Below are 26,987 nucleotides of genomic sequence, written 5' to 3'. Positions count from 1 at the left end.
GTCGCCCCAGACACAACCACTTCCCGAGAGGCCACCCCCCAATGCCCAGCAGACGGACCGTTCTGAAAGGTCTCGCCCTCGCCGCCGCAGCTTCGGTCGTGCCGCTGCCGGCCTTCGCACAAACAGGGGAAACCCCAAACAATCCGCTCCGCCAGATGCGCGGTATGTGGATCGCCTCCGTGGTCAACATCAACTGGCCGTCCAAGCCGGGCCTCACCGCCGACGAGCAGAAGGCCGAGTACCTGGCCTGGCTCGACGTCGCCCAGAGCCGCCGGCTCAACTCGGTCTTCGTGCAGATCAGGCCCACCGCCGACGCCTTCTGGCCGTCGCCGTTCGAGCCCTGGTCGCAGTGGCTGACCGGCACGCAGGGACAGGACCCCGGCTACGACCCGCTCGGCTTCGCCGTGGCGGAGACCCACAAGCGCGGGCTGGCCTTCCACGCCTGGTTCAACCCCTACCGCGTCTCGATGCAGTCGGACCCGGCCAAGCTGCACCCCGACCACCCGGGGCGCAAGCACCCGGACTGGATCCTGCCGTTCGGCGGCAAGCTCTACTACAACCCCGGCATCCCCGAGGTACGCAAGTTCTGCCAGGACGCCATGATGGACGCGGTCACCCGCTACGACATCGACGGCCTGCACTTCGACGACTACTTCTACCCGACCAACACCACGGCGTTCGACGACGCGGCGACGTTCGCGCAGTACGGCGCGGGCTTCCCCGACCTGGCCACCTGGCGGCGCCACAACGTCGACCTGATGGTGTCGGAGATGCAGCAGCGGGTGAAGGAGGCCAAGCCGGAGATCGCCTGGGGCATCAGCCCGTCGGGCATCTGGCGCAACAAGGCCACCGACCCGCTCGGCTCCGACACGAACGGCGGCCAGTCGTACGACAACCTGCACGCGGACACGCGCGGCTGGGTGAAGAAGGGCTGGCTCGACTACATCGCGCCGCAGCTCTACTGGTACATCGGCCAGCCCCCCGCCGACTACTCCAAGCTGGTGCCGTGGTGGTCGGACGTCGCGGCCGGCACCGACGTGCAGCTGTGGATCGGCCAGGCCGCCTACAAGGCGGGCGACCCGGCGCAGGTGGCGCAGTGGCAGAACCCCAAGGAGCTGTCGAACCACCTGACGCTCAACAAGAACCACCCGCAGGTCGGCGGCGACATCTGGTACAACGCCAACGACGTGCGCGTGGACCGGATCACCTCGGTCACCACGGCGGTCAACGACCACTACGTACGGCCGGCGCTGTCTCCCGTCCTGCCGCGCCTGGCGAACGGCACCAAGCCGCACCGGCCGGTGCTGGCCGTCGCGCGCACCCGTCCCGGTGGCGTCGAGGTCAAGATGGTGGCGACCGGGCGCGACGAACCGTTCCAGTTCGCGGTCTTCAGGTCGGCCGAGCGGCTGAGCAGCTTCGACGACGCCACCAACCTGGTCGCGGTCGTGCCCGGGGACAGGATCGTCAACTGGCTCGACCCGGACGGCAAGCGGGGTGACTACTACTACGTGATCGCGGTGGACCGGGCGAACAGGACAAGCAACCCGAGCAACCCGTTCAAGGTGGTGTTCTAGAAATATGCGGGTTCTCGGGTTGATGTCAGGTACCTCCCACGACGGGATCGACAGCGCCATCGTCGACTGGTCGCTGGAGGACGGCGTGCTGACCGGCGTGATCGAACAGACCGGTGAACGCCCCTACGACGACGACCTGAGAGCCCGCATCATCGCCGCCCTCCCACCCGGCAAGGTGGACATGGCGGAAATATGCCGACTCGACACGCTCATCGGCCAAGCCTTCGCCGGAGCGGCAGAGGAAGCGGGCCCGGCCGACCTCATCGCCTCACACGGCCAGACCCTCTTCCACTGGGTCGAGGGCCCGAGGGTGTACGGCACGCTGCAGCTCGGCCAGCCCGCCTGGATCGCCGAGCGCACCGGTACCCCCGTCGTCTCCGACCTGCGCGTGCGCGACGTCGCAGCAGGTGGGCAGGGCGCCCCGCTGGTCTCCTACCTCGACCTGCTGATGCTCAACGGGATCGAGGGCCGCTCGGGGGCGCTCAACCTCGGCGGCATCGCGAACCTGACGGTCAAGGACCCGGCGATCGCCTACGACACCGGCCCCGCGTGCGCGCTGATCGACGCGGCGGCGCCGCCGTACGACAGGGACGGGCTGCTGGGAGCGGCGGGAAAGATCGACACGGACCTGCTCCAAAGCCTCCTCGACGAGCCCTACTACGCCAAGGAACCGCCCAAGACCACGGGCAAGGAGCTGTTCACCGCCGGATATGTCCAGGCGAACCTCCCGCAAGAGGATCTCGTCGCCACCCTGACCGCGCTGACCGCCGAGACCGTGGCGGCCGAGGTGCGAAGGCACGGCCTCGAGACCCTCGTCGTCTCCGGGGGTGGCGTCCGCAATCCCACGCTGATGCGGATGCTGGAAGAACGCATGTCGGCAAGAATCGTGCGAAGTGATGAGCTGGGGATCCCCTCCGACGCCAAAGAAGCCATCGCCTTCTCCCTCCTCGGCTGGCTCACCGCGCACGGCCTGCCCGCCACCGTCCCGAGCTGCACCGGAGCCAAGGGCTCCCGCATCCTGGGCACGATCACGCCGGGAGCGGGACCGCTCCGCCTGCCCGAGCCGATCGAGGCGGACATAAGGTTCATCCATGCGATTCGGCGTCCTGGGCCCACTGGAGATCAGGTCAGCTGACGGGGAGCCGATCTCCGTCGGCGGCCCGCGCCCCCGCGCGCTCCTGGTGATGCTCCTGCTCAACGCCGGCCACGTGGTGAGCGTCGAGCAGCTGATCGACGGCCAGTACGGCGAGGAGCCGCCGGCGGGCGCAGCCAACGCCGTGCAGGCCCAGGTGTCCAGGCTCCGCCGCCACCTGCCCGACCTCATCGAGTTCAACGGCACCGGCTACCGGCTCGCGATCGACCCGGACGACGTGGACGTGCACCGCTTCGAGCGGCTCGTCAGGGAAGGCCGCCACTCGGCGGAGAGCCTGCGCGAGGCGCTGAGCCTGTGGCGCGGGGAGGCGCTGGCGGACCTGCCCTTCGGCCAGGCGCAGGCCGCGAGGCTGGACGAGCTGCGGCTGACCGCCATGGAGGACCTCGCGGAGGCCGAGCTCAACCAGCCCGAAGGCACGTCCGTGGCCGAGCTGCAGCGCCTGGTCGCCGAGCACCCGCTGCGCGAGCGGCTCACCGGCCAGCTCATGCGCGCCCTGCACGCGGCGGGCAGGCAGGGCGAGGCGCTGGCCGCCTACGAACGGACCAGGCGCGTGCTCGCCGACGAGCTCGGCGCCGACCCGTCGCCGGAGCTGGCCGAGCTGCACCTGGCCCTGCTCCGCGCCGACCGGCCGCGCAGGAGGCGTCCTGCCGCGCAGCTCACCAGCTTCGTCGGACGCGAGGAGGAGCTGGCCAGGCTCAGGGCGCAGCAGGCCCGGCTGGTCACGATCGTCGGTCCTGGCGGCACGGGCAAGACGCGGCTGTCCGTCGAGGCGGCGCCCGACGGCGTCTTCGTCGACCTCTCGGCGGGCGACCAGGTGGCGCCGGCCGTGCTCGGCGCGCTCGGGGTGCGCGACGGCGGCCTGCAGTCCTTCCACTCCGAGGACCCGGTCGACCGCCTCGTCGCCGCGCTCGCCGACCAGGACGTGCTGCTCGTCCTGGACAACTGCGAGCACGTGATCGACGCCGCGGCGGCGCTGGCGCGCACGCTGCTCGGCGAGTGCCCGCGCCTGCGCGTCCTGGCCACCAGCCGCGAGCCGCTCGGGATCACGGGCGAGGTGCTGGTCCATCTCGCGCCGCTGACCGAGGACCAGGCCGTGCGGCTGTTCACCGACCGCGCGCGGGCCGTGCAACCGTCCTTCGAGGTACGGCCGGCCGTACGGGAGATCTGCGCCACGCTGGAAGGACTGCCGTTGGCCATCGAGCTCGCAGCGGCCAGGCTGCGCACGTTCGGCATAGACGAGCTGGCCACGCGGCTGGCCGAGCACGGCAGGTTCAAGCTGCTGTCGCGCGGCGACCGTACGGCGGCGTCCAGGCACCAGACGCTGCAGGCCGTGGTCGAGTGGAGCTGGGACCTGCTCACGCCTGCCGAGCGGGAGCTGGCCGCGCGGTTCTCGGTGTTCGCCGGGGGCGCGTCGATGGAGGCGGTCGAGGCGATCTGCGGCGACCTGCCCGACAGCCTGGTGGACAAGTCGCTCGTCGTCGCCGAAGGCAACCGCTTCAGGATGTCGGAGACCGTCCGCCTGTTCTGCCGCGAGAAGGCGACGCCACCGAACAGGGAGCACGCCGCCTACTTCCTCGACCTGGCCCAGCGCGCCGACCCGCACCTGCGGCGGCCCGAGCAGCTCGACTGGCTGGCCAGGCTCTCCGCCGACCACGGCAACTTCCTGGCCGCGCTGCGCTGGGGCGCAGAGCACGACAGGCGTACGGCGATGCGGCTGGTCGCGGCGCTCGCCGCCTACTGCTTCCTGGCAGGAAGGCGCGGCGAGGTCGGCTCGATCGCGTCGCGGCTGCTCGGCGGCCCCGAGGAAGGCCTGGAGGAGGAGTACATCATGTGCGTGGCGTACGCGATCCCCAGGGCGGACCAGGAGGACTGGGACCGGGCAGGGGAGATCATCAAGGCGTTCGACCGGGCGCTGCGCTACCCGTTCACCGCCGTGGTGTGGGGGATGTCGGCAGGCCCGACGCGGACCATCAGGCCGGACGACCCGCTGCTCGGGGCGGACCCGTGGAACCACGCGCTGATCAGGCTGAGCGAGACCCTGCTGCTGTGGCTCGGCGGCGTGCCCGCCCAGGCAGAGGCCGACCTGGTGGAGGTGCTCGGGCTGTTCCGCGAGGTGGGCGAGCGGTGGGGCATCGCGCAGGGGCTCGACTGGCTGGCCGAGCTCGCGAGCTGGCGCGGGGAGTGGGCGCGCGCCCACTCCATGTGGGACGAGGCGATCGGCCTGCTCGGCGAGCTGGGCGCGGGGGAGGAGCAGGCCGACATCCTGATCCGCCGCGCCGACGCACGCGTCAGGCAGGGAGATCTGACCTCGGCGTCGGCCGACCTGGCGCTGGCGGCGGACCTGTCGGTCGACGTGTCGGCCAACGTGCTGCTCGGCCGGGCGGAGATCGCGCGCTTCCGTGGCGACGATGACCATTGCCGTGCGCTGCTCCAGGACACGCTCGCGGCGACGCGCGAGGGGTTCGGCGCCGACGGCATGCGCGCCGCCGTACTCGCCGCGATGGGACGGCTGGACGGCGACCGTGCGTGTTTCAAGGCGTCCCTGGCCGCCGCGCGAGCCTCGGGTCTGAGCCCCGACCTGGCCGACGCGACCGAGGCGCAGGCGGAGGCGGCGCTGCTGGAAGGCGCTGGCGAGCGGGCAGCGCTGCTGCTCGGCGTCGCGGTGGCGATCCGCGGCACGGCCATGGCGGGCGACCCCGACGTCGCCAGGGCCGCGGCGGCCGCCCGTGACCTCGTCGGCGCCGAGGCGTTCGCCGCCGCCTACTCCAGGGGCGCGTCCATGACCCGCGAGGAGGCGCTGACAGAACTGTCAGCCGCCTGTCCATGAGCTGTCAGCGGGGTTCGCGAAGCTCTGGGACATGAAGAAGAACACGACAGTCCTCATCTCCGGCGCCAGCATCGGCGGCCCCGCTCTCGCCTACTGGCTCACCCGCTACGGCTTCCAGGTCACCGTCGTCGAGAAGGCGCCGGAACTGCGCTCCGGCGGCCAGGCCATCGACTTCAAGGGCAAGGCCCACCTGGACCTGCTGGAGCGGATGGGCATCCTGGATGAGGTGCGGCGCCGCCGTACCAAGGGCGAGGACCAGGAGTTCGTCGACGCGAAGGGACGCAGGATCGCCCTGTATCCCAACTCGTTCACCGGCGGCGACCTGGAGATCCAGCGCGGCGAGCTGGCCCTGATCATGTACGAGCGCACCAAGGACGCCTGCGAGTACGTCTTCGGTGACTCCATCACCTCGCTCACCGAGACCGCGTCCGGCGTCCACGCGACCTTCGAGCGCGGCGCCCCCCGCACCTTCGACCTGGTCGTCGGCGCAGACGGCATCCACTCCAACGTGCGCCGCCTGGCCTTCGGCCCCGAGGCCGACTACGTCAAGCACCTCGGCCACTACTACGGCATGGCCCAGATCAAGGAGACCTTCGCCCCGATGGGCCAGCTCTACAACGAGCCGGGCAGGCTCATCGCCGCCGGTGGCAACAAGGCGCCCGCCTTCTTCGTCTTCGCCGCGGAAGCCCTCACCTACAACCGCTACGACATGGAGGAGCAGAAGGAGATCATCGCCGGTCACTACGCCGGGATGGGCTGGCGCACCTCGGAGATCATCGCCGCCATCAGGCGCTCCGACGACGTCTACCTCGACTCGATCAGCAAGGTCACGATGGACCGCTACACCAAGGGCAGGGTCGCCCTCATCGGTGACGCGGGCTACGGCAACACCCTGGCCGGGTTCGGCTCCGGCCTGGCGTTCGTGGCCGGATACGTGCTCGCCGGCGAGCTCGCCCTGGCGGGCGGCGACCACCAGGCCGCCTTCCGCCGCTACGACGAGATCATGCTCGCCCACGTCAAGGGCACCGAGACGAGCAGAGCAGGGCGATTCCTCGCCCCGCTCACCAAGCGCGGCATCTGGCTGCGCAACCTGCTCTTCAGGAAGCAGTTCCTGCTCAACTCGATGCAGAAGGCCGGCAACAAGATGGCCGAGAGCGTCGAGCTGGCCGACTACCCGGCACTCATGGCAGCCGGACGCCGGGCTTGATCCGGTCGCCCAGCAGCTCCGAGACGGTGACGAGCTCGTACCCGCGCCGCTTGAGCTCGGCGATCACCTTCGGCATGGCGGCGACCGTAGTGGGGTGGATGTCGTGGACCAGGACGATCGAACCACGCTTGGTGTGGGCGAGGACGCGCCTGGCCACGACGGCCGAGTTGCGCACCCGCCAGTCCTCCGGGTCCACGGTCCACAGGATCTGCGCCAGGCCCGCCCGCTCGGCCGCCCTGCCCACCGTCCCGTTGGTCGCTCCGTACGGCGGGCGCATGAGGGTCACGGAGGCGCCGGCCGCCTCCAGGTCGGGCATCGGGCCCATGATCTCCTTGTACGCCTTCTCGGCGGAGAGCCTGGTCAGGTTGGCGTGGTTCTGGGTGTGGCTGCCCAGCTCGTGGCCCTCGGCGACCATGCGCTTGAGCACGTCGGGGTAGCGGGCGGTGTTCTGCCCGACCACGAAGAACGTGCCCTTGGCGCCCGCCTCGTCGAGCAGGTCGAGCAGCTTGGTGGTGTACCTGCTCGGCCCGTCGTCGAACGTCAGCGCCACGCACCTGGCCGTGGCGCAGTCGACGAGCCGCTTCGTGCGAGCCTGCGCCCCCGCCGCCGTCGGCACGACGGCGATGAGGGCAGCAAGAATTAACGTGATGAGCTTCCCCACGATTTCCCCCCGTGGTGTTGCATTCCTACGGGGTTAGACACGCGGCTCAGCCCAAAGGTTGGCTCAGGAGGCCCGCCTGCCCGCGGCGGACGGCTGGTTCTCCGTAGCCGGGGTCGTAGCGGAACGCTGTGGCGGCACCACAGGTGTCGGCCTGACCAGACCGAGCGCGACGACCTCGTTGGCCAGCCGCGTACGCCGGTTGGTTCCCTCGGGAATCCTGAACTTCTGGTAAAGCCGCAACAGGTGCTGCTTGACCGCCGCCTCGGTCACCACCAGGTCGTCGGCGATCTCGCGCGCCGTGGCGGGTGCCACGAACGCCTCGTCGGAAAGCGCCGGCCTGCACAGTGATGTCAGGACGTCGACCTCGCGCCTGGTGAGCTCGGGCGCCGCCGCGCGGCGCAGCTCGACCTCCGGTGCGAAGTCCTCGCGTGGGATCCCACCTATCCGGCCTCTGGCCGCACCGAAGGAGACGACGTCACCGTCGTCGAGTACCCTCCGGGCGATCGGCCGGCCGTTCACTCGCGTGCCGTTGCGGGACAGGCCCAGGTCAACGACGTACAAGTAGGGTCCTCGCCGCACGAACTCAGCGTGGAGCCGAGAAACACTCGGGTCGGTGAGCCGGATGTCAACACCGCGGCCCCTCCCTACCGTTGTGATCTCGGGGCGCAAAGGGACTACCTCGCCAGTGTCCTCTATGCGTATGAACGGCCCCTCCACGGCAGTTCCTCCCGGGGTCGGTGATGATGCCCTTTGTCACGGTAGGTTCCCTCCCCAGGTAGCCTGCCGTAACTATTACTACAGCTCCGGCTTACCCAAACGAGGGGATGCGGAATCTCCTTTGCCATAAGGAGAATCCAGCGTGAAATTGGCCTAGACCTTTGCGGACGGTTTTGCCAGCTCACGGGTAGACTTCGGGCGACGTTAAGCGGAGGAAACACTCATGGCGGACAAGCCCACAAAAGGCCTGGCCGATGTCGTAGCCGCGTCCACAGCGCTCAGCGACATCGACGGGAAGGCCGGTCGCCTCTTCTATCGTGGATACGACATTCACGATCTGGCCGGTCGAGCAACCTTCGAAGAGACCGCCCACCTGCTGCAGCGCGGCAAGCTACCCACCCGCCAGGAGCTGGCGGACTACGGCGCGGAACTCGTCAGGGGACGCGAGCTCGGCGCGCTGGTCTCGGCGAACATCGCCGAGATCGCCGAGAAGCAGAAGCCCATGGAGGCGCTGCGCTCGCTCGTCTCCCTGGCCGGAGCCGACGACCCGGACAAGGACTCCATCGCGCCGGAGGCGAACCTCGGCAAGGCAGCGCGCCTGACCGCGCAGCAGCCGCTCCTGGTCGCGCGCTACCACGCGGCGCGCAAGGGCATCGACGTGCCCGAGCCCGACGCCTCGCTGAGCATCGCGGGCAACTTCCTGCTGCAGGTCACCGGGAACACGCCGTCGCCGCGCGCGGTGGAGATCTTCGACACCTGCCTGGTGCTGCACGCCGACCACACGATGAACGCCTCGACGTTCGCCGCCCGCGTCTGCGCTGCCACGCTGTCGGACATGCACTCGGCCATCGTCGCGGCCATCGGCACGCTGAAGGGCCCGCTGCACGGCGGGGCCAACGAGCAGGTCATGAAGACGCTGGAGTCGCTGTCGCCGACCGGGGTGGCGGAAGCCGTACGGGAGAAGCTGGCGGCCGGCGAGAAGATCATGGGGTTCGGCCACCGGGTCTACAAGACCGAGGACCCGCGCGCCACGCACCTGCGCAGGCTGTCCGAGGAGCTCTCGGCGGACGATCCCACGTACTTCAGGATGTCCAAGGAGATGGAAGAGGTCGTCTTCGAGACCAAGGGTTTGTACCCGAACGTCGACTTCTACGCGGCGACCGTGTACCACTACCTTGGCATTCCGACCGATCTGTTCACCCCGGTGTTCTCGATCAGCCGCATGTCCGGATGGACGGCGCACGTCATCGAACAGCACGCGGACAACCGTTTGATCCGCCCCGACAGCGAGTACATCGGGGAGCGTGACCAGAAGTGGAAGCCTATTGACGAGCGACAGTGACTCCCGCTGGGGGGCGTACCCGCTGATCCTGGTGGGTGCGCTCGTCGCGCTGCTGGTGATCGTCCTGGTCGACCTCAAGTGGGGCGGTTTCGCCCTGGGAGGCGTGCTCATGCTGGGCGCGGTCTTCCGCTTCTCCGGGTACGGCGGGCAGCTCGCCGTACGCGGAAAGACCGCCGACGTCATCATGATCGGCGGTCTCGGGTTCGTCATCGTCTGCCTGTCGATGCTGGTCGACAACGACGCGCTGAAGGCGGCCATCCTCGACCTGTTCGGTCGCTGAGGACGGCCGCCTTCGCGGCTTGTCAGCCCAGGCTGGCGATGGCCTGGTTGAACGTCTGCGACGGGCGCATCACGGCCGCCGCCTTCGCCGGGTCCGGCTGGTAGTAACCACCCAGGTCGACCGGCTGACCCTGTACGGCGAGCAGCTCGCCGGCGATGGTCTGCTCCTGCTCGGCCAGCGTCTTGGCCAGCGCCGAGAACGCCCCGGCGAGCTGCGCGTCCTCGCTCTGCGCCGCCAGCTCCTGCGCCCAGTAGAGCGCCAGGTAGAAGTGGCTGCCGCGGTTGTCGATGCTGCCCAGCTTGCGGGCCGGCGACCGGTTCTCGTTCAGGAACGTCGCGGTCGCGCGGTCGAGCGTGTCGGCCAGGATCTGCGCGCGGGCGTTGCCCGTCGTGGTGGCCAGGTGCTCGAAGCTCGCCGCCAGCGCCAGGAACTCGCCCAGGCTGTCCCAGCGCAGGTAGTTCTCCTTGACGAGCTGCTGCACGTGCTTCGGCGCCGAGCCGCCCGCGCCGGTCTCGAACAGGCCGCCGCCGTTGAGCAGCGGGACGATCGAGAGCATCTTGGCGCTGGTGCCCAGCTCCAGGATCGGGAACAGGTCGGTCAGGTAGTCGCGCAGCACGTTGCCGGTGACCGAGATGGTGTTCTCGCCCCTGCGGATGCGGTCGAGGGAGAACGCGATCGCGTCGACCGGCGCCAGGATCCTGATCTCGAGCCCGTCGGTGTCGTGCTCGGGCAGGTAGGCGTTGACCTTCTCGATCAGCTGGGCGTCGTGCGCGCGGTCGGCGTCGAGCCAGAACACGGCCGGGTCGCCGGTCGCGCGGGCGCGGGAGACGGCGAGCTTGACCCAGTCGCGCACCGGCAGGTCCTTCGTCTGGCACATGCGCCAGATGTCGCCCTGCTGGACGGAGTGCTCCAGGACGACGTTCCCGTCGCCGTCTACTACGCGTACGGTGCCGTCGGCGGGGATCTCGAAGGTCTTGTCGTGGCTGCCGTACTCCTCGGCCGCCTGCGCCATCAGCCCGACGTTCGGCACCGAGCCCATGGTGGCCGGGTCGTAGGCGCCGTGCGCGCGGCAGTCGTCGATGACGACCTGGTAGATGCCGGCGTAGCTGCTGTCGGGGATGACCGCCAGCGTGTCCGCCTCCGCGCCGTCCGGGCCCCACATGTGGCCGGACTGGCGGATCATGGCGGGCATGCTCGCGTCCACGATGACGTCGCTGGGGACGTGCAGGTTGGTGATGCCGCGGTCGGAGTCGACCATCGCCAGCGCGGGGCCCTCGGCGAGCTCCTGCTCGAACGACGCCTTGACCTCGTCGCTCGCGTCCTTGAGGATGCCGCCGAGGCCGTCGTTGGGGTTGAGCCGGTCACCGTACTGCGCGAAGGTCTTCGGGAAGAAGGCGCGCACCACGTGACCGAAGATGATCGGGTCGGAGACCTTCATCATCGTGGCCTTCAGGTGTACGGAGAACAGCACGCCCTCCGCCTTGGCCCTGGCGATCTGCGCGGACAGGAACTCCTGCAGCGCGCCGACCCGCATGACGGCCGCGTCGACGATCTCGCCCTGCTGGACGGTGAGTTTGTCGCGAAGGACGGTGGTTTTGTCGCCCGAGACCAGCTCGATGCGGAGATCCGTCTTGTCCTTGATCACCGCGGAGGTCTCGGTGGAGCGGAAGTCGTCGGCCGTCATGTGCGCGACGTTCGTCTTCGACTCGGGGGTCCAGGCGCCCATGCGGTGCGGGTGCGTCCTGGCGTAGTTCTTCACGCTCGCCGGGGCGCGGCGGTCGGAGTTGCCCTCGCGCAGGACCGGGTTGACGGCGCTGCCCTTGACCTTGTCGTAGCGGGCGCGGACGTCGCGCTCCTCGTCGGTCTGCGGGTTCTCGGGGTAGTCGGGCAGCGCGTAGCCCTGGCTCTGCAGCTCGGCGATGGCGGCCTTGAGCTGGGGGATGCTGGCCGAGACGTTCGGCAGCTTGATGATGTTCGCCTCGGGGGTCTTGGCGAGCTCGCCCAGCTCGGCGAGGGCGTCGCTGATGCGCTGGCTCTCGGTGAGGCGCTCGGGGAAGCTGGCGATGATCCGCCCGGCCAGCGAGATGTCACGGCTCTCCACCCGGACTCCGGCCGTGGAGGCATAGGCCTCGATCACCGGCAGGAACGAATACGTCGCCAGGGCTGGGGCCTCGTCGGTGTGCGTGTAAATGATGGTCGAATCAGTCACCGGATGTCCGCTCCACGTATGCGAGATTGCTCGACATCAAGATATCCCGTCACCGAACCCCCTCGCGACGGCCCACGTTCCACTCACCGGACCCGCGCGGTGCGCCCGGTCGCAGGATCAAGGAAGAACTCCTGCTCACGGCCGTACCGGGTGACCACGAACCGCCCATCGCCCGCCGCCACGTCGCGTACGTCGTAGGTCGGGCTTGCCTGGCAGCGTGCGGATGCCCTGAACCTGCCTTTCTGATCCTTTGCCGATCTTGCGTGCGTGGCAACTCCTGGTAGCGGGGTAGGAACTCCCCGTATCTGGCGTAAGCGTGTTCGGGGGTTGCCATGCGTCTGCGGGTTCTCGGGATGGTCGCGGTCGGTGTGGTCGTCAGCGGGTGCGGGTCGCAGGCGCCCGCTCCCGTGGCCCACGTCGACAGTGCGGCGAAGATCAAGCAGGCCAAGGCGGTCTCCTCCGCGGCCGCAGCCAAGGCGAAGGCCAACGAGCTGGGGCAGATCCCCGTCCTCATGTACCACCGCATCGTCGAGCACCCCGGCTCGCAGGACGACAGGACGCCGGACAAGTTCCGCGCCGACCTCGAACGGCTCGCCAAGGACGGCTACGTGCCGATCACCGCGGCCGAGTACGTCACCGGCAAGATCGGCATCCCGGCCGGGAAGCACCCGGTGGTGTTGACGTTCGACGACTCGTCGCCGTCGCAGCTGTCGCTCGACGACCTCGGCGTGCCGCGCAAGGACACCGCGGTGTCGATCCTGCGCGAGGTGGCGGCCAAGCACGAGGGCTTCCGTCCGGTCGCGACCTTCTACGTGACGCGTGACATGTTCGGCAAGTCCACGCCGGAGGAGCAGGCGCAGACGTTGTTGTGGCTGAAGGACAACGGGTTCGACATCGGCAACCACACCCTGGACCACTCCAACCTGGCCACGCGCTCGAAGGACGAGGTGGCCAAGGAGATCGCCGCGGTGCAGAAGCTGGTGGGCGCCCTGGCGTTCACCAAGCCGGTGACCCTGGCTCTGCCGTACGGAAATCAGCCCAGGAAGAAGGAGTGGGCCAGAAGCGGCAAGTCCGGAAATACCGCCTACAACCACACAGGCGTCTTCCTGGCCGGTTACACCCCCGCCCCGGCCCCGTACAGCAAGACCTTCGACCCGCTCGGCATCCCGCGCATCCGCGCGATGGACAAGAAGGGCGACTGCGCCCAGTTCTGCTCCACCGCGTGGCTGGACTGGCTCAAGGACAACCCCGACATGCGCTACACCTCGGACGGCGACGCGAACACGGTCGCCTTCCCCAAGTTCAAGGCCCCCTTCCTCAGGAAGTCCTTCGCCACCAAGGCCCTTCCCTACTGACGAGGCGCACGGCCGAGGACGACGGCGTACTCGGCCGGCTCCATCGGGAGGTCCGCGACGTCGGCGCCCTCGGTGCCGTAGGGACGCATGTGGCCCCCCGCCAGGTCCACCACCTGGTGGGACACCCTGCCCCGCGGCCCGCTGAGGCGTACGACCAACGCGCCGTCGCCCTCCCATCTCGCGACCTCCGCGAGCTTCCACCCGGCAGGCGGCCGAGGCAGCACTGAGCCGACCCGGGCGCCCTTGGTGTCGAGCAGGGCGATGCCGCCGTCCGCCGGAGTGGCCAGCATGCGGCCTGAGGGGGAGACGGCCAGTCCCTGGCCGAGGTTGCCCGGCATGGTGAAGCGGCGCACCAGCTTCCCCGCGGGGGAGCGCACGGTGTAGATGACGGACGAGACATGGCCCGGCGTGCCGGTGTCCTTGGCCGCGCGGGTCAGGACGAGCCCCTCGCTCGTCCAGCCGGACATCGAGCCGTCGGATCCGGTCATCACCCGCACCGCGCCGGTCTCCGCGTTGACGATCATCGGGGGATCGGCCACGACCTCGTCGTCCTTGTCCAGATGGTCGCGGGGGATGGCCAGGTACCGGTCGTCCAGGGAGAACGCCAGGTCCGTGCCGCTGAAGAGCGGCCCGATGCTCTTCTCTCCCTTGGTTTTCACGCGCGTGAAGTGTCCGGTGGTCAGATTCCTGATCACGTACCCGTCCTTGACGGGATAGGCGGCCAGCGTGCCGTCGTGGCTCAGGGCGAGCGAGCCGTCATCGGCGGCACCGGGCAACCACCAGCGATCGCCGCGCTCGGAGACGAGGACCCAGTGGGTGCACGGCGGTGATCCGTCCATGCAGGCGGGCACGTACGCGAATCGGATGGGTGTGGGCACCGCCTTCGGAGCCTCGACCGAGGCGATCGCGACAGCGGTGGCCGCCCTCGCCTGCGGGCGGACCATGACTGGCGTGCCGGACGTCCACAGGGGCAGCAGCGCCCAGAGCAGCGCCATCAGCCCGGCCGCCACCAGCGCGATCCTGGTCATGAGGCACTCCCGCCGACGACGATCCCGTCGTCGACGCTCGCGTACGGCTTCGCCTTCCCGGTCGCGGGATTGACCAGGTAGACGCTCTCCTGGCCGACGACCAGAAGCCGCGACCCGCCGTCCCACGCCAGCATCGACGCCCCCCACGTGTCGTCGGGCGCGGTCAGGTCGTGGCGGCCGGTCACCTTGCCGGTGGCCACGTCCATGGTGGCGACCTCTTCGTGGGTGAGGACCGCCAGCGAGCGGCCGTCCGGCGCGAGCCGTACGTCGAGGGTGGGGTCGAACGGGACGCGCGAGCGGACCGTGCCCCGATGGTCGAGGACGACCAGCGAGGTGTCGAAGGAACCCGGCTCGGCCTTGGGGCCCGTGGTGGCGACCACGGTGTCCGAGGTGACGCCGATGACCCGGGCGATGCCCGGCAGGCGCGTCCTCGCACCGGTCGTCGTATCCACGAGGACGACTCCTTCTGGCCCGGTCAGGGTGAGGTAGCGGCCGTCGTGGGAGAGCGCGGGCTTGGGGACCTCGGCGACCTCCAGCGCGCCCGTCACCTCGCGGCGCGCGCCGTCGGAGAAGCTGAGGTGGACGAGCTTGCGCGAGTCGGTGTCGAGGTAGGTGATGCTGTGTCCGTCGCCGCTGATGGCGAAGGGAGCGGCCTTGACACCGACGGTGAGCGCGGCCTGGGGGAAGGGCTCTCCCGCACCAGGCTCCCAGAACAGCTCCCACGCCCCTCTCATCCCGGTGAGGCTGGCATAGCGGACCGGCTCGCCGGTGGTGACCCGCTGGGCGGCGGTGATCCGTACCTCTGGTGAAGGAATCGGCCCCCAGACCAGCCACCCGGCGGTGAGCGCGACGGCCAGGAGCGCGGAGCAGGCGCCAGTGGCCCAGCGCCAGCCCGGCCGGTCGGCGGCGAACCCCGCCGACCACGGCCGGACGGAGATCGCCCAGGCGAGGATCGCCACGCCGTACGTGAGTACGAAACCCGCCGCGTTCGCGCCGGGCAGGCCGGGTAACGCCGCCCGGACAGCGGTCCACAGGGCGACGACCGCCCCGGCGGCCAGCAGCCGCCGGGCCGACCAGGCGCGCAACGCCACCTCCGCGCTCACCATGTCGGCGGGCCCCAGGGGGAGGGGGCGCGTCGCGAGGTCTCTGACCAGCAGGTGTACGGCCAGCACCACGCCGAGCGCGGCGACCGCCCACAGCCGCGGGCCGACCGGCACCTCGATCCAGAACGAGCGCAGCACGGCGCTCAGCGCGATGCCGAGGGAAAGCGCGGCGGAGACACGCCAGATGGCGACGAGCGCCGGGGACGCGAGCCGCAAGCCCAGCGGCATCCTGAAGCGCGGCCGGGGGCGCACCCGGGCGAGCATCGTTCCGGCGAGCCACCCGGCGAGGATCGGATAGACCTCCACGCCCAGGCGTCCGTCGACGATCTCCGACAGGCACGCGGCGATCCCCAAGGCGAACCCGGTCGAGGTCAGCCGCCTGGCGGTGCGGAGCTCCGCGATCACGAGGCGGCCGTTGAAGGGGGTGATCTCGAGCAGTTGCCGCTGGTGGAACCGTCCGAGCGTCGTCACCTGGATCGGGACGCCAGATGAGTTCCAGGCGATGGCGGCGAGGACGATGGCTGACACCGCGAAAACGATGAGCTGCACCGGCCCCCTTCCGTGGTTGCCGGGAAACCTAGCAGAATGCCGACAAATGGTCATTCATGAGGATGTTTGGGCTCAGCTCGATCTGGCCTCCGGGCAGCCCGAGCGCCTCGGGCGCCGCTGGCGCGTCGCAGGGGCCATCACCGCGCTCGCCGTGGTCATCGCAGCCCTGCTCGGTCTGAGCGGCGCCGTCGTGCCGCGGATCTCGCAGTGGTCTGGCGGTGGCAGCTCGAACACTCGATCCTCGGATGAGCTCTCCATCGACCAGGAGTTCAGGAACGACAGCTGGCTGCCCATCACGATCACCGGCGTGAGCATCCGCGCGGAGGGCATGCGTCTCAGCTCGGTGGGCCCCTACTCTCCCGTGCTCCGGCCGGGCCAGCGGGTCACCCTGGATCTCGGGATCCAGGTGGTCGACTGCACGGCGGCCCTCACTGAGCGGGCGGTCGTGCTCTTCGAGGTCCACCGGTGGTGGGGCTCGACGGTCGTGGCAGCAGAGCAGGGCGACGACTTCGACCCATGGCAGAACTTCTACGTCTCCTCTAGGTGCGAACCGAGAAGGTGATGCCCGCGTTGTGGAGGCGGGTGATCAAGGGTTCGCCCATGGCGGCCGCTGTGGTGAGGCAGCCGGCGCGGGCGGGCAGGTCGTCATAAGCCAGGCACAGGGCGGACTCGCCCAGCATCTTGGCGGTCTCGCCGTAGCCGGGGTCGCCGCCGGCCACCTCGGTGATCACGCGTTCTCCGCCTCCCTCGCCCAGGAAGGTGACCTTGAACCAGCTCTTCGCCCGCTGCTCGGCGGTAGGGCCGTCGCCCGGGTGCAGGCGGTTCAGGAGCCAGGAGCGGGTCGGGGGGATCTGGGCGAGGGTGACCAGCGATGCGGTGCCCAGAGAGATGGCCAGTGCTGCCGGGAGGGTTTTCGTGGCGAAATGCTGGCGGTAGGTGAAGTCGGGGCCGTAGCGGTCCAGGAGCCTCGCGGAGTGGCCGACGATCAACGGGTCGATGGTGGGCATCGGCAGCGCCCAGCCCCCTACGTAACGGATGCCGCCGGGCCAGGAGCTCACCTTGCGGCCCGCAGGCGGGATCTCGGCCGAGCGGCGCTGCGTGCCCGCCTCCATGGCCTGGCGCAGGCGGGACATGATGGCGACCATCGAGTGGAAGGTGCCGCCCGAGGCTCGGCCGTTCCCTCTGAGGAACCCGCTCACCTTCAGGGGGACGCCCTCCGGCAGCTGCAGGACCGTGAACAGGACGCCCAGGTCGTACGGGATCGAGTCGAAGCCCGCCGCGTGCACGATCTTGGCGCCGGTACGGCGGGCGATGGCGTCGTAGCGCACGTACATGCGGTCGACGAACTCCGGCTCGCCGGTCAGGTCCAGGTAGTGCGTCCCCGCCGAGGCGCAGGCCCTGACGAGCGGCTCGCCGTACCTGATGTAAGGGCCGACGGTGCTCACCACCACGCGGGCCTGCGTGGCCAGCCACGAGGGGTCGCTCGCGTCGGCGACCAGGATCGGGACGTCGTGACCCAGCGCCTCCAGCTTGGCCTTGTCGCGACCGGCGAGCGCCCACCGCGCGGACGTGCCGGCCAGATAGGAAGCGGTCAGCGACCCGGTGAAACCGGACGCTCCGAACAGCACGATGTCAAAGGGGCGATCCACATCAAGCAGGATGTCACGCCTGAACTGTGACGTCACGAAGGGTTAACGGTTCCCTGAGGAGTTCCTGGGCGTCGTAAAGTTTGCGTCGTCAGGCTTTGTGCTACGTGGGGATGACGAATGCCGCAGATCGCGCCGTTGGTGGCGGGCGATCCCAGCCAACTGGGCTCCTTCAGCCTGGTCGGACGCGTGGGGGAGGGCGGCCAGGGGATCGTCTACCTCGGGGAGAACGAGCAGGGTGAGCGGGCGGCGATCAAGCTGCTGCACATCAAGTTCACCGGCGACACGATCGCCAGGTCGCGCTTCGCCAGGGAGCTCAAGGCGGCCCAGCGGGTCGCGTCGTTCTGCACGGCCAGGGTCATGGAGGCCGACCTCGACGGCGACACCCCCTACATCGCCAGCGAGTACATCGACGGCAGGTCGCTGCGCGAGATCGTCGACACCGACGGCCCGTTCAAGGGCACGGCGCTCGACAAGCTGGCCATCGGCACGGCCACCGCGCTGACCGCGATCCACCAGGCGTCGATCATCCACCGCGACTTCAAGCCGGACAACGTCCTGGTCGCCGTGGACGGCCCGCGCGTGGTCGACTTCGGCATCGCCAGGATCATCGACTCGACCGGCACGATCACCAGCAGGGCCATCGGCACCCCCGCCTACATGGCGCCCGAGCAGATCGCCGGTGACGACGTCGGCCCCTATACCGACGTGTTCGCCTGGGGCGCGACGATCGCGTTCGCCGCCACGGGCGTGACCGTCTTCGAGGGCACCTCGATCGCCGTCGTGCTCAACCGGATCCTCAACCACGAGGTCGACGTCTCCGGCCTGCCGGAGCCGCTGAGAAGCGTCGTCGGCGCCGCCCTGTCCAAGGCTCCTGAAGACCGTCCGACGGCCGACCAGATCCTGCTCAGGTTGCTCGGCCGCCCGGAGACCTCGGGCGCCTCGACCTCGGTGCTCAACGAGGGCGTGCTGGTCGCGGGCGACGACACGGCCCCCTTCGCGAAGGTGACGACGGCGGAACCACCCGCGGAGAAACCGGTGCCCCAGCCGCCGCGCAGGACCGGGCGGTGGATCGCGCTGATCGCGGCCCTGCTGCTGGTGCTCGGCGGGCTGGTCTTCGTCGCGATGAACGGCTGGCCGCCCCTGGCCTTCAGCCGTACGGCGAGCCCCAGCCCGAGCCCCACGCCGACGACGACCCGCACACAGCCGAAACCGCCCACCGAGTTCGCAGCCCTCATGGACCGGGTCGCCACCACGGGCAAGGTCAAGATCGGGGTGAAGGCCGACCTGCCCGGCGTCTCGCTGCCGAGGCAGGGCGAGTTCAAGGGCTTCGACGTCGACGTCGCCAGGCGCATCGCCAGGGAGATCGGCGCCAGGGAGGACGGCATCACCTTCGTCCCCGTCACGCTGGGGAACCGGGCGCAGATGCTTCGCGACGGCGACGTGGACCTGGTCGTGGCGACGTTCTCGATCGACGACTCCGACCTGGAGTTCGCTGGGCCCTACTACCTGGCCCACCGCGACGTGCTCGTGCGCGACGACGCGCAGATCGACGAGCTGGCCGACCTCAAGGGCAAGCGGCTGTGCGCGCCCAACAGCCCGGCGGTCGGCGAGGTGCAGTCGCGGGTGAAGGTCAACCTCATCCTGGGCACCACCGACATGGCCCAGTGCCTGCAGCTCCTGATCAACGGCGGGGTCGACGCCGTGCCCGGCGACGACCTCATCCTGGCCGGCTTCGCCGCCAGGGAGAACCTGCGCCTGAAGGTGCTCGGCGCCAAGCTGGACAACGAGCGGTACGCCGTGGGCATCAAGAACGGCGACGGCAAGACGTGCGAGGCGGTCAAGGCCGCGATCAAGAAGATGTACAAGGACGGCGACATCAAGGAGCTTCTCACGAAGCACTTCGGCAACGTGGAGTTCACCCCGGAGCTGAAAGTGCCCGCGATGGAACCCTGCGGATGACGAGCGGGTAACATCCCACCAGTCACCATCAAATCCCGTTGAGTTGGGGGAAGGCCATGGCCACGCCCGTCAAGGTAACCGTCACCGGAGCCGCCGGCCAGATCGGCTACGCGCTGCTGTTCCGCATCGCCTCGGGGCAGCTGCTCGGCGCCGATGTCCCGGTCAAGCTGAGCCTGCTGGAAGTCCCGCAGGCGGTGAAGGCGGCCGAGGGCACCGCGATGGAGCTCGACGACTGCGCCTTCCCGCTGCTGTCCGGCATCGAGATCACCGACGACCCGAACGTCGCGTTCGACGGCGCCAACGTCGCGCTGCTCGTCGGCGCCATGCCGCGCAAGGCGGGCATGGAGCGCGGCGACCTGCTCGGCGCCAACGGCGGCATCTTCGGCCCGCAGGGCAAGGCGATCAACGACCACGCGGCGTCCGACATCAAGGTGCTGGTCGTGGGCAACCCGGCCAACACCAACGCGCTCATCGCGCAGCAGAACGCGCCCGACGTTCCGGCCGAGCGGTTCACCGCGATGACGCGGCTCGACCACAATAGGGCGCTGTCGCAGCTCGCCGCGAAGCTCCAGGTGCCGGTCACCGAGATCCACAAGATGACCATCTGGGGCAACCACTCGGCGACCCAGTACCCGGACCTGTTCCACGCCGAGGTCGGCGGGAAGGTCGCGGCGGAGCAGGTGGACGGCGACTGGCTGCGCGACACGTTCATCCCGACGGTCGCCAAGCGGGGTGCGGCGATCATCGAGGCTCGTGGGGCTTCTTCCGCGGCGTCGGCTGCGAATGCGGCGATCGACCACGTTTATGACTGGGTCAACGGGACTGACTGGACCTCGATGGCGGTCGTTTCCGACGGCTCGTACGGCGTGGCCGAGGGGCTCATCTCGTCGTTCCCGGTCAGGACCAGCGGTGGCTCCTGGGAGATCATCCAGGGGCTGGAGATCGACGCTTTCTCGCGGGAGCGGATCGACGCGTCGGTGGGCGAGCTCGCCGAGGAGCGGGACGCTGTTCGGGAGTTGGGGCTGATCTAGTCACCCGTAGGCACTTTCCCGCTCGTGGAGAGTGACCGTCGGGCGGCGGTACATGGCCCTTCGGAGATCCTCAGGACCTGACGGAAGGCGCGCGTCCCCTGCGGGCGCGCCCTTCTCATGAGGTGCTTGTCCAAAAGGACAGGTACCTCTATCCAAGGGTCACTCCTTCGAAGGACCTCAGGGGTCTACGGGGAGAAGGCGCGTCTTTTTGCTGTACGGCGCTGCGTGTCGTGGGGGTGTCGGCCCAGGTCACAGCGTTGAATAGGATCATGGTGGGTTTCCCGGCGAAGGTGTTTGCCGGTTTTATCAGTGTTGTCGTAGCAAGTGCACCCGCAGCCGTCCACGCGGACGGCTGGGGCGGGGCTGATCTCTCGGTGGTGGTGAAGGCGAGCCCTGCCGTAGCCCAACCGGGCCAGCCCATCGAGTACAAGGTGACCGTACGCAACGCCGGCCCAGGCGACGCCGTACTCCCTGTCCTCAAGGTCCTCATCCCCAGAGACGTCGACATCGTCGGCGTGGACGTGGCGACCTGCCGGCCGGGCCGTACCCCGAGTGAGGTGATCTGCCCCTCGCCCGTCGACGTCCTCGTCGGCGGCACGGGCGCGGTGACGATCAACGGCGTCGTGCGTCCCGGCGCACGCGGCCCGCTCAGGGCGGTGGCGAGCCTCACGTCCGAGGTGGAGGACGCGAACGAGGCGGACAACACCCACGCGGCCATCACGAAGGTGGACGAAGGGGCCGATCTGGGGCTGAGGCTGACGGGCCGTTCCAGGCCGGGCAGGTTCTCCGTGGCGGCCGTCGTGCGCAACCGCGGCCCGCGCACGGTGCGCGACGCCTACGTCATGCTCAGGGCCGGCTCGGCGCGGCTGATCTCCGGCCCGTGTTACCGCCGCTACCGCTGGCTGACCTGCCGGGTGCGCCCGGTGGAGTCCGGCGAGCAGGTACGGCTGAGCCTGGCGCTGCGCGCCCCGCGCGTCCCGGTCAGGGCCGAGGCGAGCGTCTTCTCCGCCGGTCTCGGTGACCGCCGCCCGACGAACAACCGGGCGATGATGCGCATCGCGCGCTGAAGGGCGTCACCGCGCGGTGACGCAATGCCTGGGCAGGGTGCTTGCTGAGGTCGGGGTGGTGGCGAACACCACCCCGCCGGCGGCGAGCCCGCTGCCCAACAGGAGAACGATGCCGAAGAGCAGCTTCGTGACCCTAGGTGAAAAGCTCCTCACATTTCGGTATCACAGCACACATCCCACCCCGGCAGGGGTCATTTCCCGGAAAGCGCTGCCCAGGCGTCGCCGACGATGCCGCGCATCGCGGTGTGCTCAGGCTTCCAGCCCAGCTCGCGCTGGATCTTGTCCGACGACGCCACCAGCACGGCTGGGTCGCCGGGACGCCGGTCGCCCACGATCGCCGGGATCTCGTGCCCGGTCACCTCGCGGCAGACCTCGATGACCTCCTTGACCGAGAAGCCGGTGCCGTTGCCCAGGTTGAAGATCTGGTGGCTGCCCGGCGCGCAGGCCTCCAGCGCGAGCAGGTGCGCGCGGGCCAGGTCGGCGACGTGGATGTAGTCGCGCACGCAGGTGCCGTCGGGCGTCGGGTAGTCGGTGCCGAACACGCTCACCGAGGGGCGCTCGCCGAGCGCGACCTTCAGCACGTTGGGGATCAGGTGCGTCTCGACGGCGTGGCGCTCGCGGAAGCGGCCGTAGGCGCCGGCCACGTTGAAGTAGCGCAGGCTGACCGCGCCGAGCCCGTACATCCCGGCGAAGGCGGTCAGCGCGGTGTCGACGGCCAGCTTGGAGGCGCCGTAGGGGTTGGTGGGCCGGGTCGGGGCGTCCTCGACGATGGGCGAGCGCTCCGGCTCGCCGTACGTCGCGGCCGTGGAGGAGAAGACGATCCTGCGCACGTCCTTCGCCCGCATGGCGTCGAGCAGCGCCAGCGTGCCGCCGAGGTTGTGCGCCCAGTAGCGCCCCGGCTGCTCGACCGACTCGCCGACCAGCGACCTGGCCGCGAAGTGCAGCACCGCCTCGACGCCGTCGAGCGCGGCGCCGGGCTCCCTGATGTCGCCGCGGACGAACCTGGCGCCCTCGGGCACCGCGTCCTCATGCCCGGTCGACAGATCGTCGAGTACGGTCACCTCGTGACCCACGTCGACCAACTGCGCGGCGACGACGCTGCCGATGTATCCGGCGCCTCCGGTGACCAGAACTCTCATGTTCATCCCTGTTGATTAATGTTCGATTTTGTACGGCTAGCATACTCGGACGGGCACCCCGCATGAACTCGGTCGCAGCCAACATCGCCCTCGTCCTGCTCTTCATCATGATCGGCGGGTTCTTCGCCGCAGCCGAGATGGCGCTGGTCTCCCTGCGCGAGAGCCAGGTGCGCAAGCTGGAGCAGAAGGGCCGCAGAGGCGCGCGGGCGGCGGCGCTGGCCCGCGATCCCAACAGGTTCCTGTCCGCCGTGCAGATCGGCGTCACGGTCGCCACGATGCTGTCCGCGGCCTTCGGCGCCGACCGGCTGGCGGGCGAGCTGCAGCCGGTGCTGTCCGGCTGGGGCGTGCCGCAGGCGATGATCGAGCCGCTCGGCCTCGTGCTGGTGACGCTGGCGATCTCCTACTTCTCCCTCGTGCTCGGCGAGCTCGCGCCCAAGCGCCTGGCGCTGCAGCGCGCCGAGGGGCTCGCGCTGGCCGTCGCGCCGTTCCTCGACCGGCTGGCCTCGCTGTCGCGCCCGGTGATCTGGGCGCTGTCGAAGTCGACCGACCTGGTCGTCAGGCTGCTCGGCGGCAACCCGGCCGCCGACCGCGAGGAGATGACCACGGAGGAGCTGCGCGACATGGTGGTCGGGCACACCGACCTGACCGCCGACGAGCGGCACCTGATCGCCGAGGTGTTCGCCGCTGGAAAACGGCAGCTCCGCGAGGTGATGCTGCCGCGCACCGAGGTCGAGTTCATGGAGGCCGACACCCCGCTGGCCGAGGCGGCCGTGCTGGCCGCCGCGATGCCGCACTCCAGGTTCCCCGTCTACCGCGACTCCTACGACGAGGTGCTGGGCTTCGTGCACGTGCGCGACCTGCTCGACCCGGTGCTGACCGGCCGCATCGAGCCCATCGACCAGCTCGTGCCGATCCGCCCGGTCAAGCTGGTGCCCGCCTCCAAGCGCATCCTCACCACGCTGTCGGAGATGCGCGACGAAGGTCACCACCTGGCCATCGTGGTGGACGAGTACGGCGGCACGGCGGGCATCGTCACGCTGGAGGACCTGGTCGAGGAGCTCATCGGCGACATCAGGGACGAGTACGACAGCGAGGACGACACCGTCCGCCTGCCCGGCGAGATCGAGATCGACGGCCTGACCAACCTCAACGACTTCCAGGCGGAGACCGGGATCCGCCTGCCCGATGGCCCCTACGAGACGCTGGGCGGCTTCGTCATGGCCGGGCTCGGCCACCTTCCCGCGCTCGGCGAGGGCATCGAGATCCCCGGTTTCGAGATGACCGTGACCGAGCTCGACGGCCGCCGGATCAGCCGCGTCAGAGTACGGCGGCGCGCGGTGATCGAGTCGCCGCCCGAGCAGGATTCCTGACACAATTGGCCACTATGGCCAGACCTCGTGTTCTCTCCGGCATCCAGCCCACCGCGGACTCTTTCCACCTGGGCAACTACCTGGGTGCGGTCCGTCAGTGGGTCAGCATGCAGGAGACCCACGACGCCTTCTACTGTGTCGTCGACCTGCACGCGATCACCGTGCCGACCGAGCCTGCCGACCTGCGCCGCCGGTCCCGCGTGGCCGCCGCGCAGCTGTTCGCCTGCGGCCTCGACCTGGAGCGGTCGACGATCTTCGTCCAGTCGCACGTGCGCGAGCACAGCGAGCTCGCCTGGGTGCTCAACTGCCTGACCGGCATGGGCGAGGCGGCTCGCATGACCCAGTTCAAGGACAAGTCAGCCAAGTTCGGGGAGAGCGCGGCCAGCGTCGGCCTGTTCACCTACCCGATCCTCATGGCCGCCGATATCCTGCTCTACCAGGCCAACCAGGTGCCGGTCGGCGTCGACCAGAAGCAGCACCTGGAGCTGACCCGCGACCTGAGCCAGCGGTTCAACCACCGCTTCGGCGACACCTTCACGGTGCCCGACCCGTACATCCTCAAGGCCGTCGAGAAGATCACGGACCTGCAGGAGCCGACGTCGAAGATGTCGAAGTCGTCCTCCAGTCCCGCGGGCATCCTGGACGTGCTGGAGGCTCCGGGGCCGCTGCGCAAGAAGGTCATGCGCGCGGTGACCGACACCGGCAGCGAGGTGCTGTTCGACGAGGAGAACAAGCCCGGCATCTCCAACCTGCTGCGCATCCAGTCGGCCCTGACGGACACCCCGATCCCCGAGCTGGTCGAGCGCTACGCGGGCGAGGGTTACGGCACGTTCAAGAAGGACGTCGCGCAGGCCATCGAGGACACCTTCGCCCCGATCAGGGAGCGTACGGAGAAGCTGCTGGCCGACGAGGCCGAGCTCGACCGCATGCTGGCCGTCGGCGCCGCCCGCGCGCGCAAGGTCGCCCAGGACACCATGGCCGTGGTGCGCGACCGCGTCGGCTTCCTGCCGGCCCCCTGACGTCAGCGCAGGCGGCGTTTGCCGATCACCAGGAGGATGTCCCTGAGGGCGTCCGCCGCCTGCCGTAGGGCCTCTTCCGGGACGCCCGCCGTCACTTCCTCGCACGAGCGCGCCGAGGCGTCCAGGGCGGCCTTGGCCATCGTGCCGCCCTCCTCGGTGAGCCGTACCAGCCTGCTGCGCGCGTCGCCCGGGTTGTCCGAGCGCTCCACGTATCCGGCCGTGGTCATGCGCTGGAGCACGTTGCTGATGCCGCCCGAGGTCAGGAAGAGCGACTTCGACAGCTCGCTCGGCTTCATCGGCCCGATGCGGTAGAGCGCCGCGAGCACGTCGAACTCGGCGTAGGTCAGGCCCAGCTCGGCCAGCTCCGCTCCCAGCGCCTGGGAGAAGATCATCCCGATGCGGCTGACCCGCTTGGTGACCTCCAGCGCCGTGACCGTCTGCGGCGGCAGATGCTGCGCCCAGACCGCTGCCAGCGCGTCCACCTCGTCTTTCTGCTGCACTCTTCGAGAGTACTGCCTGCCGGTATTGCTTTCTTAAAAGCTTTTCTCTAGTCTTTCGAGTATGAGAACTCTGATCAAGAACGAAGCAGCGGACATCCTGGTGGACGGCGAGCTGATCGCGGGCGTGGGCAGGAACCTGCCGGTGCCCGAGGGCGCCGAGGTGATCGACGCGACCGGCATGATCGTGCTGCCCGGGTTCGTCGACACCCACCGGCACACCTGGCAGACCGGGCTGCGGGCGCTCGACCCCGACATCACGATCGGCCAGTACATCCAGCGCGTGCTCGGCGGGATCGGCCCGCGTTTCCGTCCCGAGGACGTGCGCGTCGCCAACCTGGCGGGCGCCCTGGAAGCTCTGGACGCCGGGATCACCACCGTCGTCGACTGGTCGCATCTGCACAGCACCCCCGAGCACACCGACGCGGCGCTGGACGGGTTCAGGCAGGCGGGCATCAGGACCGTGCTCGGCTACGCGGGCGACGACGCCCGCCGGGTGCGCGACAGCCTGAGTGGCAACCTGATCACCATGGCCATCGCCGCCAACGGTCCGGTGATCGCGGGCGAGGCGGCCGCGCTGCGCGAGTGGCAGACCGCGCGCGAGCTCGGCCTGCGGGTGACCGGGCACCTCGGGGCCGACCCGGTGATCGACTTCATGACCGAGCACGGGTTCCTCGACATCCCGACCAACCACGTGCACGGCATCGGCTACAGCGACGAGGCGCTCAAGCGGATCGCCGACAGCGGCGGCAGCGTCGCGCTGTCCCCGCTGAGCGAGATGGCGCTCGGCAGCGGCTACCCGATCACCGGGCGGGCGCGGGCGGCGGGCATCCCGACCGGGCTCGCCATCGACACGGTGATCGCCGGGGCGGGCGACATGTTCACCATGATGCGCGGGGCGCACGCGCTGGAGCGGGGGCGCTCCGGGCCCGGGTTCACCGTCCGCGACGCGTTGCGCATGGCGACCATCGAGGGCGCCGAGGCGATGGGGCTGGACGGCGTGACCGGGTCGATCGAGGTGGGGAAGCAGGCCGACCTCGTGCTGCTGCGTACGGACCGGGCGGGGATGGCCGGGGCGCACGACAACGTCGGGCTCGTCGTGCACAACGCCGAGACCCGCGACGTCGACACGGTGCTGGTCGCGGGCCGGGTGGTGAAGCGGGACGGCAGGCTCCTGCACCACGACCTGGGCGCGGTGTTCACGGCGCTGGCTGCTTCTGGACGGTATGTAGCCGAACTGTAGGGCGAATC

22 protein-coding genes are annotated in these 26,987 nt (G+C 69.6%); 14 read left to right on the top strand and 8 right to left on the bottom strand.

Going from position 1 to position 26,987, the window contains the following annotated elements; genetic code table 11:
• Positions 1-155: 155 nt before the first annotated feature.
• From ACIBG8_RS24195 to ACIBG8_RS24180, 4 genes are read left to right on the top strand one after another with little or no spacing between them, the layout of a single operon-like run.
• Positions 156-1,574 (top strand): glycoside hydrolase family 10 protein, encoded by a 1,419-nt coding sequence (locus ACIBG8_RS24195; protein WP_397345185.1) that lies wholly within the window; start codon positions 156-158, stop codon positions 1,572-1,574.
• A gap of 4 nt (positions 1,575-1,578) precedes the next feature.
• Entirely contained in the window at positions 1,579-2,709 is a 1,131-nt protein-coding gene (locus ACIBG8_RS24190) for an anhydro-N-acetylmuramic acid kinase (RefSeq protein ID WP_397345184.1), read from the top strand.
• On the top strand, positions 2,666-5,554 hold the full coding sequence (locus tag ACIBG8_RS24185) for a BTAD domain-containing putative transcriptional regulator (protein ID WP_397345183.1): 2,889 nt from the start codon (positions 2,666-2,668) through the stop codon (positions 5,552-5,554). The genes ACIBG8_RS24190 and ACIBG8_RS24185 overlap by 44 nt, the downstream gene beginning before the upstream one ends.
• Before the next feature lie 31 nt (positions 5,555-5,585).
• Positions 5,586-6,761: an FAD-dependent monooxygenase gene (locus ACIBG8_RS24180; protein WP_397345182.1), complete on the top strand. Its 1,176-nt coding sequence runs from the start codon at positions 5,586-5,588 to the stop codon at positions 6,759-6,761.
• On the opposite strand, the gene ACIBG8_RS24175 is transcribed toward ACIBG8_RS24180, so the two are convergent.
• Positions 6,736-7,422, bottom strand: a complete 687-nt coding sequence (locus tag ACIBG8_RS24175; RefSeq protein WP_397345181.1) for a polysaccharide deacetylase family protein — start codon at positions 7,420-7,422, stop codon at positions 6,736-6,738. The genes ACIBG8_RS24180 and ACIBG8_RS24175 overlap by 26 nt on opposite strands.
• Positions 7,423-7,485: 63 nt before the next feature.
• Entirely contained in the window at positions 7,486-8,139 is a 654-nt protein-coding gene (locus ACIBG8_RS24170; protein ID WP_397345179.1) for an FHA domain-containing protein, read from the bottom strand.
• Between the two features lie 223 nt (positions 8,140-8,362).
• Between ACIBG8_RS24170 and ACIBG8_RS24165 the strand changes: the two genes are divergently transcribed.
• Positions 8,363-9,481: a citrate/2-methylcitrate synthase gene (locus ACIBG8_RS24165; protein ID WP_397345178.1), complete on the top strand. Its 1,119-nt coding sequence runs from the start codon at positions 8,363-8,365 to the stop codon at positions 9,479-9,481.
• Positions 9,465-9,761, top strand: coding sequence for a DUF3017 domain-containing protein (locus tag ACIBG8_RS24160; RefSeq protein ID WP_397345177.1), 297 nt, complete (start codon positions 9,465-9,467; stop codon positions 9,759-9,761). Before ACIBG8_RS24165 ends, ACIBG8_RS24160 begins: the two co-directional genes overlap by 17 nt.
• Before the next feature lie 22 nt (positions 9,762-9,783).
• Here the strand turns inward: ACIBG8_RS24160 and ACIBG8_RS24155 are convergent, their stop codons facing one another.
• Positions 9,784-11,970, bottom strand: a complete 2,187-nt coding sequence (locus tag ACIBG8_RS24155; protein ID WP_397345176.1) for an NADP-dependent isocitrate dehydrogenase — start codon at positions 11,968-11,970, stop codon at positions 9,784-9,786.
• A gap of 332 nt (positions 11,971-12,302) precedes the next feature.
• Here ACIBG8_RS24155 and ACIBG8_RS24150 point away from each other — a divergent pair, with 332 nt between their 5' ends.
• Entirely contained in the window at positions 12,303-13,325 is a 1,023-nt protein-coding gene (locus ACIBG8_RS24150) for a polysaccharide deacetylase family protein (protein WP_397345175.1), read from the top strand.
• On the opposite strand, the gene ACIBG8_RS24145 is transcribed toward ACIBG8_RS24150, so the two are convergent.
• Together ACIBG8_RS24145 and ACIBG8_RS24140 are read right to left on the bottom strand one after the other, a co-directional pair.
• Positions 13,319-14,353, bottom strand: a complete 1,035-nt coding sequence (locus tag ACIBG8_RS24145) for a hypothetical protein (RefSeq protein ID WP_397345174.1) — start codon at positions 14,351-14,353, stop codon at positions 13,319-13,321. The genes ACIBG8_RS24150 and ACIBG8_RS24145 overlap by 7 nt on opposite strands.
• Complete coding sequence (locus tag ACIBG8_RS24140) at positions 14,350-15,984, bottom strand: hypothetical protein (protein WP_397345173.1); 1,635 nt, start codon at positions 15,982-15,984, stop codon at positions 14,350-14,352. Before ACIBG8_RS24140 ends, ACIBG8_RS24145 begins: the two co-directional genes overlap by 4 nt.
• Before the next feature lie 67 nt (positions 15,985-16,051).
• Between ACIBG8_RS24140 and ACIBG8_RS24135 the strand changes: the two genes are divergently transcribed.
• Entirely contained in the window at positions 16,052-16,567 is a 516-nt protein-coding gene (locus tag ACIBG8_RS24135; protein WP_397345172.1) for a hypothetical protein, read from the top strand.
• On the opposite strand, the gene ACIBG8_RS24130 is transcribed toward ACIBG8_RS24135, so the two are convergent.
• Complete coding sequence (locus ACIBG8_RS24130; RefSeq protein WP_397345171.1) at positions 16,545-17,654, bottom strand: saccharopine dehydrogenase family protein; 1,110 nt, start codon at positions 17,652-17,654, stop codon at positions 16,545-16,547. The genes ACIBG8_RS24135 and ACIBG8_RS24130 overlap by 23 nt on opposite strands.
• Before the next feature lie 117 nt (positions 17,655-17,771).
• On the opposite strand from ACIBG8_RS24130, the gene ACIBG8_RS24125 reads away from it, so the two are divergent.
• The 3 genes from ACIBG8_RS24125 to ACIBG8_RS24115 all read left to right on the top strand — a co-directional run bounded on the left by ACIBG8_RS24125 (position 17,772) and on the right by ACIBG8_RS24115 (position 21,711).
• Positions 17,772-19,613 (top strand): serine/threonine-protein kinase, encoded by a 1,842-nt coding sequence (locus tag ACIBG8_RS24125; RefSeq protein WP_397345170.1) that lies wholly within the window; start codon positions 17,772-17,774, stop codon positions 19,611-19,613.
• A 56-nt stretch (positions 19,614-19,669) separates the two neighbouring features.
• Positions 19,670-20,644 (top strand): malate dehydrogenase, encoded by a 975-nt coding sequence (locus ACIBG8_RS24120; RefSeq protein ID WP_397345169.1) that lies wholly within the window; start codon positions 19,670-19,672, stop codon positions 20,642-20,644.
• A gap of 374 nt (positions 20,645-21,018) precedes the next feature.
• Positions 21,019-21,711, top strand: coding sequence for a hypothetical protein (locus ACIBG8_RS24115; protein WP_397345168.1), 693 nt, complete (start codon positions 21,019-21,021; stop codon positions 21,709-21,711).
• A 191-nt stretch (positions 21,712-21,902) separates the two neighbouring features.
• On the opposite strand, the gene galE is transcribed toward ACIBG8_RS24115, so the two are convergent.
• Positions 21,903-22,850 carry a UDP-glucose 4-epimerase GalE gene (gene galE / locus ACIBG8_RS24110; RefSeq protein ID WP_397345167.1) on the bottom strand — a complete coding sequence of 316 codons (948 nt, stop codon included), beginning with the start codon at positions 22,848-22,850 and terminating at the stop codon, positions 21,903-21,905.
• Between the two features lie 62 nt (positions 22,851-22,912).
• Between galE and ACIBG8_RS24105 the strand changes: the two genes are divergently transcribed.
• Positions 22,913-24,220: a hemolysin family protein gene (locus tag ACIBG8_RS24105; RefSeq protein WP_397345166.1), complete on the top strand. Its 1,308-nt coding sequence runs from the start codon at positions 22,913-22,915 to the stop codon at positions 24,218-24,220.
• A 14-nt stretch (positions 24,221-24,234) separates the two neighbouring features.
• Complete coding sequence (trpS, locus tag ACIBG8_RS24100; protein WP_397345165.1) at positions 24,235-25,239, top strand: tryptophan--tRNA ligase; 1,005 nt, start codon at positions 24,235-24,237, stop codon at positions 25,237-25,239.
• A 2-nt stretch (positions 25,240-25,241) separates the two neighbouring features.
• Here trpS and ACIBG8_RS24095 read toward each other — a convergent pair whose 3' ends face one another.
• Positions 25,242-25,739: a MarR family winged helix-turn-helix transcriptional regulator gene (locus tag ACIBG8_RS24095; protein WP_397345164.1), complete on the bottom strand. Its 498-nt coding sequence runs from the start codon at positions 25,737-25,739 to the stop codon at positions 25,242-25,244.
• A 61-nt stretch (positions 25,740-25,800) separates the two neighbouring features.
• On the opposite strand from ACIBG8_RS24095, the gene ACIBG8_RS24090 reads away from it, so the two are divergent.
• Entirely contained in the window at positions 25,801-26,979 is a 1,179-nt protein-coding gene (locus tag ACIBG8_RS24090) for an amidohydrolase family protein (RefSeq protein WP_397345163.1), read from the top strand.
• Positions 26,980-26,987 lie beyond the last annotated feature (8 nt).

The organism is Nonomuraea sp. NPDC050556 (genome assembly GCF_044457355.1).
GTDB lineage: Bacteria > Actinomycetota > Actinomycetes > Streptosporangiales > Streptosporangiaceae > Nonomuraea.
The sequence above is the reverse complement of the archived record's forward strand: the minus strand, read 5'-3'. Positions and strand labels throughout refer to the sequence as shown.

What these genes read in the sequence shown, in the direction of transcription:
- ACIBG8_RS24185 (WP_397345183.1), top strand. Translation starts at nt 2,666, where the DNA reads ATGCGATTCGGCGTCCTGGGCCCACTGGAGATCAGGTCAGCTGACGGG.
- ACIBG8_RS24180 (WP_397345182.1), top strand. Translation starts at nt 5,586, where the DNA reads ATGAAGAAGAACACGACAGTCCTCATCTCCGGCGCCAGCATCGGCGGC.
- ACIBG8_RS24195 (WP_397345185.1), top strand. Translation starts at nt 156, where the DNA reads ATGCGCGGTATGTGGATCGCCTCCGTGGTCAACATCAACTGGCCGTCC.
- trpS (WP_397345165.1), top strand. Translation starts at nt 24,235, where the DNA reads ATGGCCAGACCTCGTGTTCTCTCCGGCATCCAGCCCACCGCGGACTCT.
- ACIBG8_RS24090 (WP_397345163.1), top strand. Translation starts at nt 25,801, where the DNA reads ATGAGAACTCTGATCAAGAACGAAGCAGCGGACATCCTGGTGGACGGC.
- ACIBG8_RS24150 (WP_397345175.1), top strand. Translation starts at nt 12,303, where the DNA reads ATGCGTCTGCGGGTTCTCGGGATGGTCGCGGTCGGTGTGGTCGTCAGC.
- ACIBG8_RS24190 (WP_397345184.1), top strand. Translation starts at nt 1,579, where the DNA reads ATGCGGGTTCTCGGGTTGATGTCAGGTACCTCCCACGACGGGATCGAC.
- ACIBG8_RS24120 (WP_397345169.1), top strand. Translation starts at nt 19,670, where the DNA reads ATGGCCACGCCCGTCAAGGTAACCGTCACCGGAGCCGCCGGCCAGATC.
- galE (WP_397345167.1), bottom strand. Translation starts at nt 22,850, where the DNA reads ATGAGAGTTCTGGTCACCGGAGGCGCCGGATACATCGGCAGCGTCGTC.
- ACIBG8_RS24135 (WP_397345172.1), top strand. Translation starts at nt 16,052, where the DNA reads ATGGTCATTCATGAGGATGTTTGGGCTCAGCTCGATCTGGCCTCCGGG.
- ACIBG8_RS24125 (WP_397345170.1), top strand. Translation starts at nt 17,772, where the DNA reads ATGCCGCAGATCGCGCCGTTGGTGGCGGGCGATCCCAGCCAACTGGGC.
- ACIBG8_RS24105 (WP_397345166.1), top strand. Translation starts at nt 22,913, where the DNA reads ATGAACTCGGTCGCAGCCAACATCGCCCTCGTCCTGCTCTTCATCATG.
- ACIBG8_RS24165 (WP_397345178.1), top strand. Translation starts at nt 8,363, where the DNA reads ATGGCGGACAAGCCCACAAAAGGCCTGGCCGATGTCGTAGCCGCGTCC.
- ACIBG8_RS24145 (WP_397345174.1), bottom strand. Translation starts at nt 14,353, where the DNA reads ATGACCAGGATCGCGCTGGTGGCGGCCGGGCTGATGGCGCTGCTCTGG.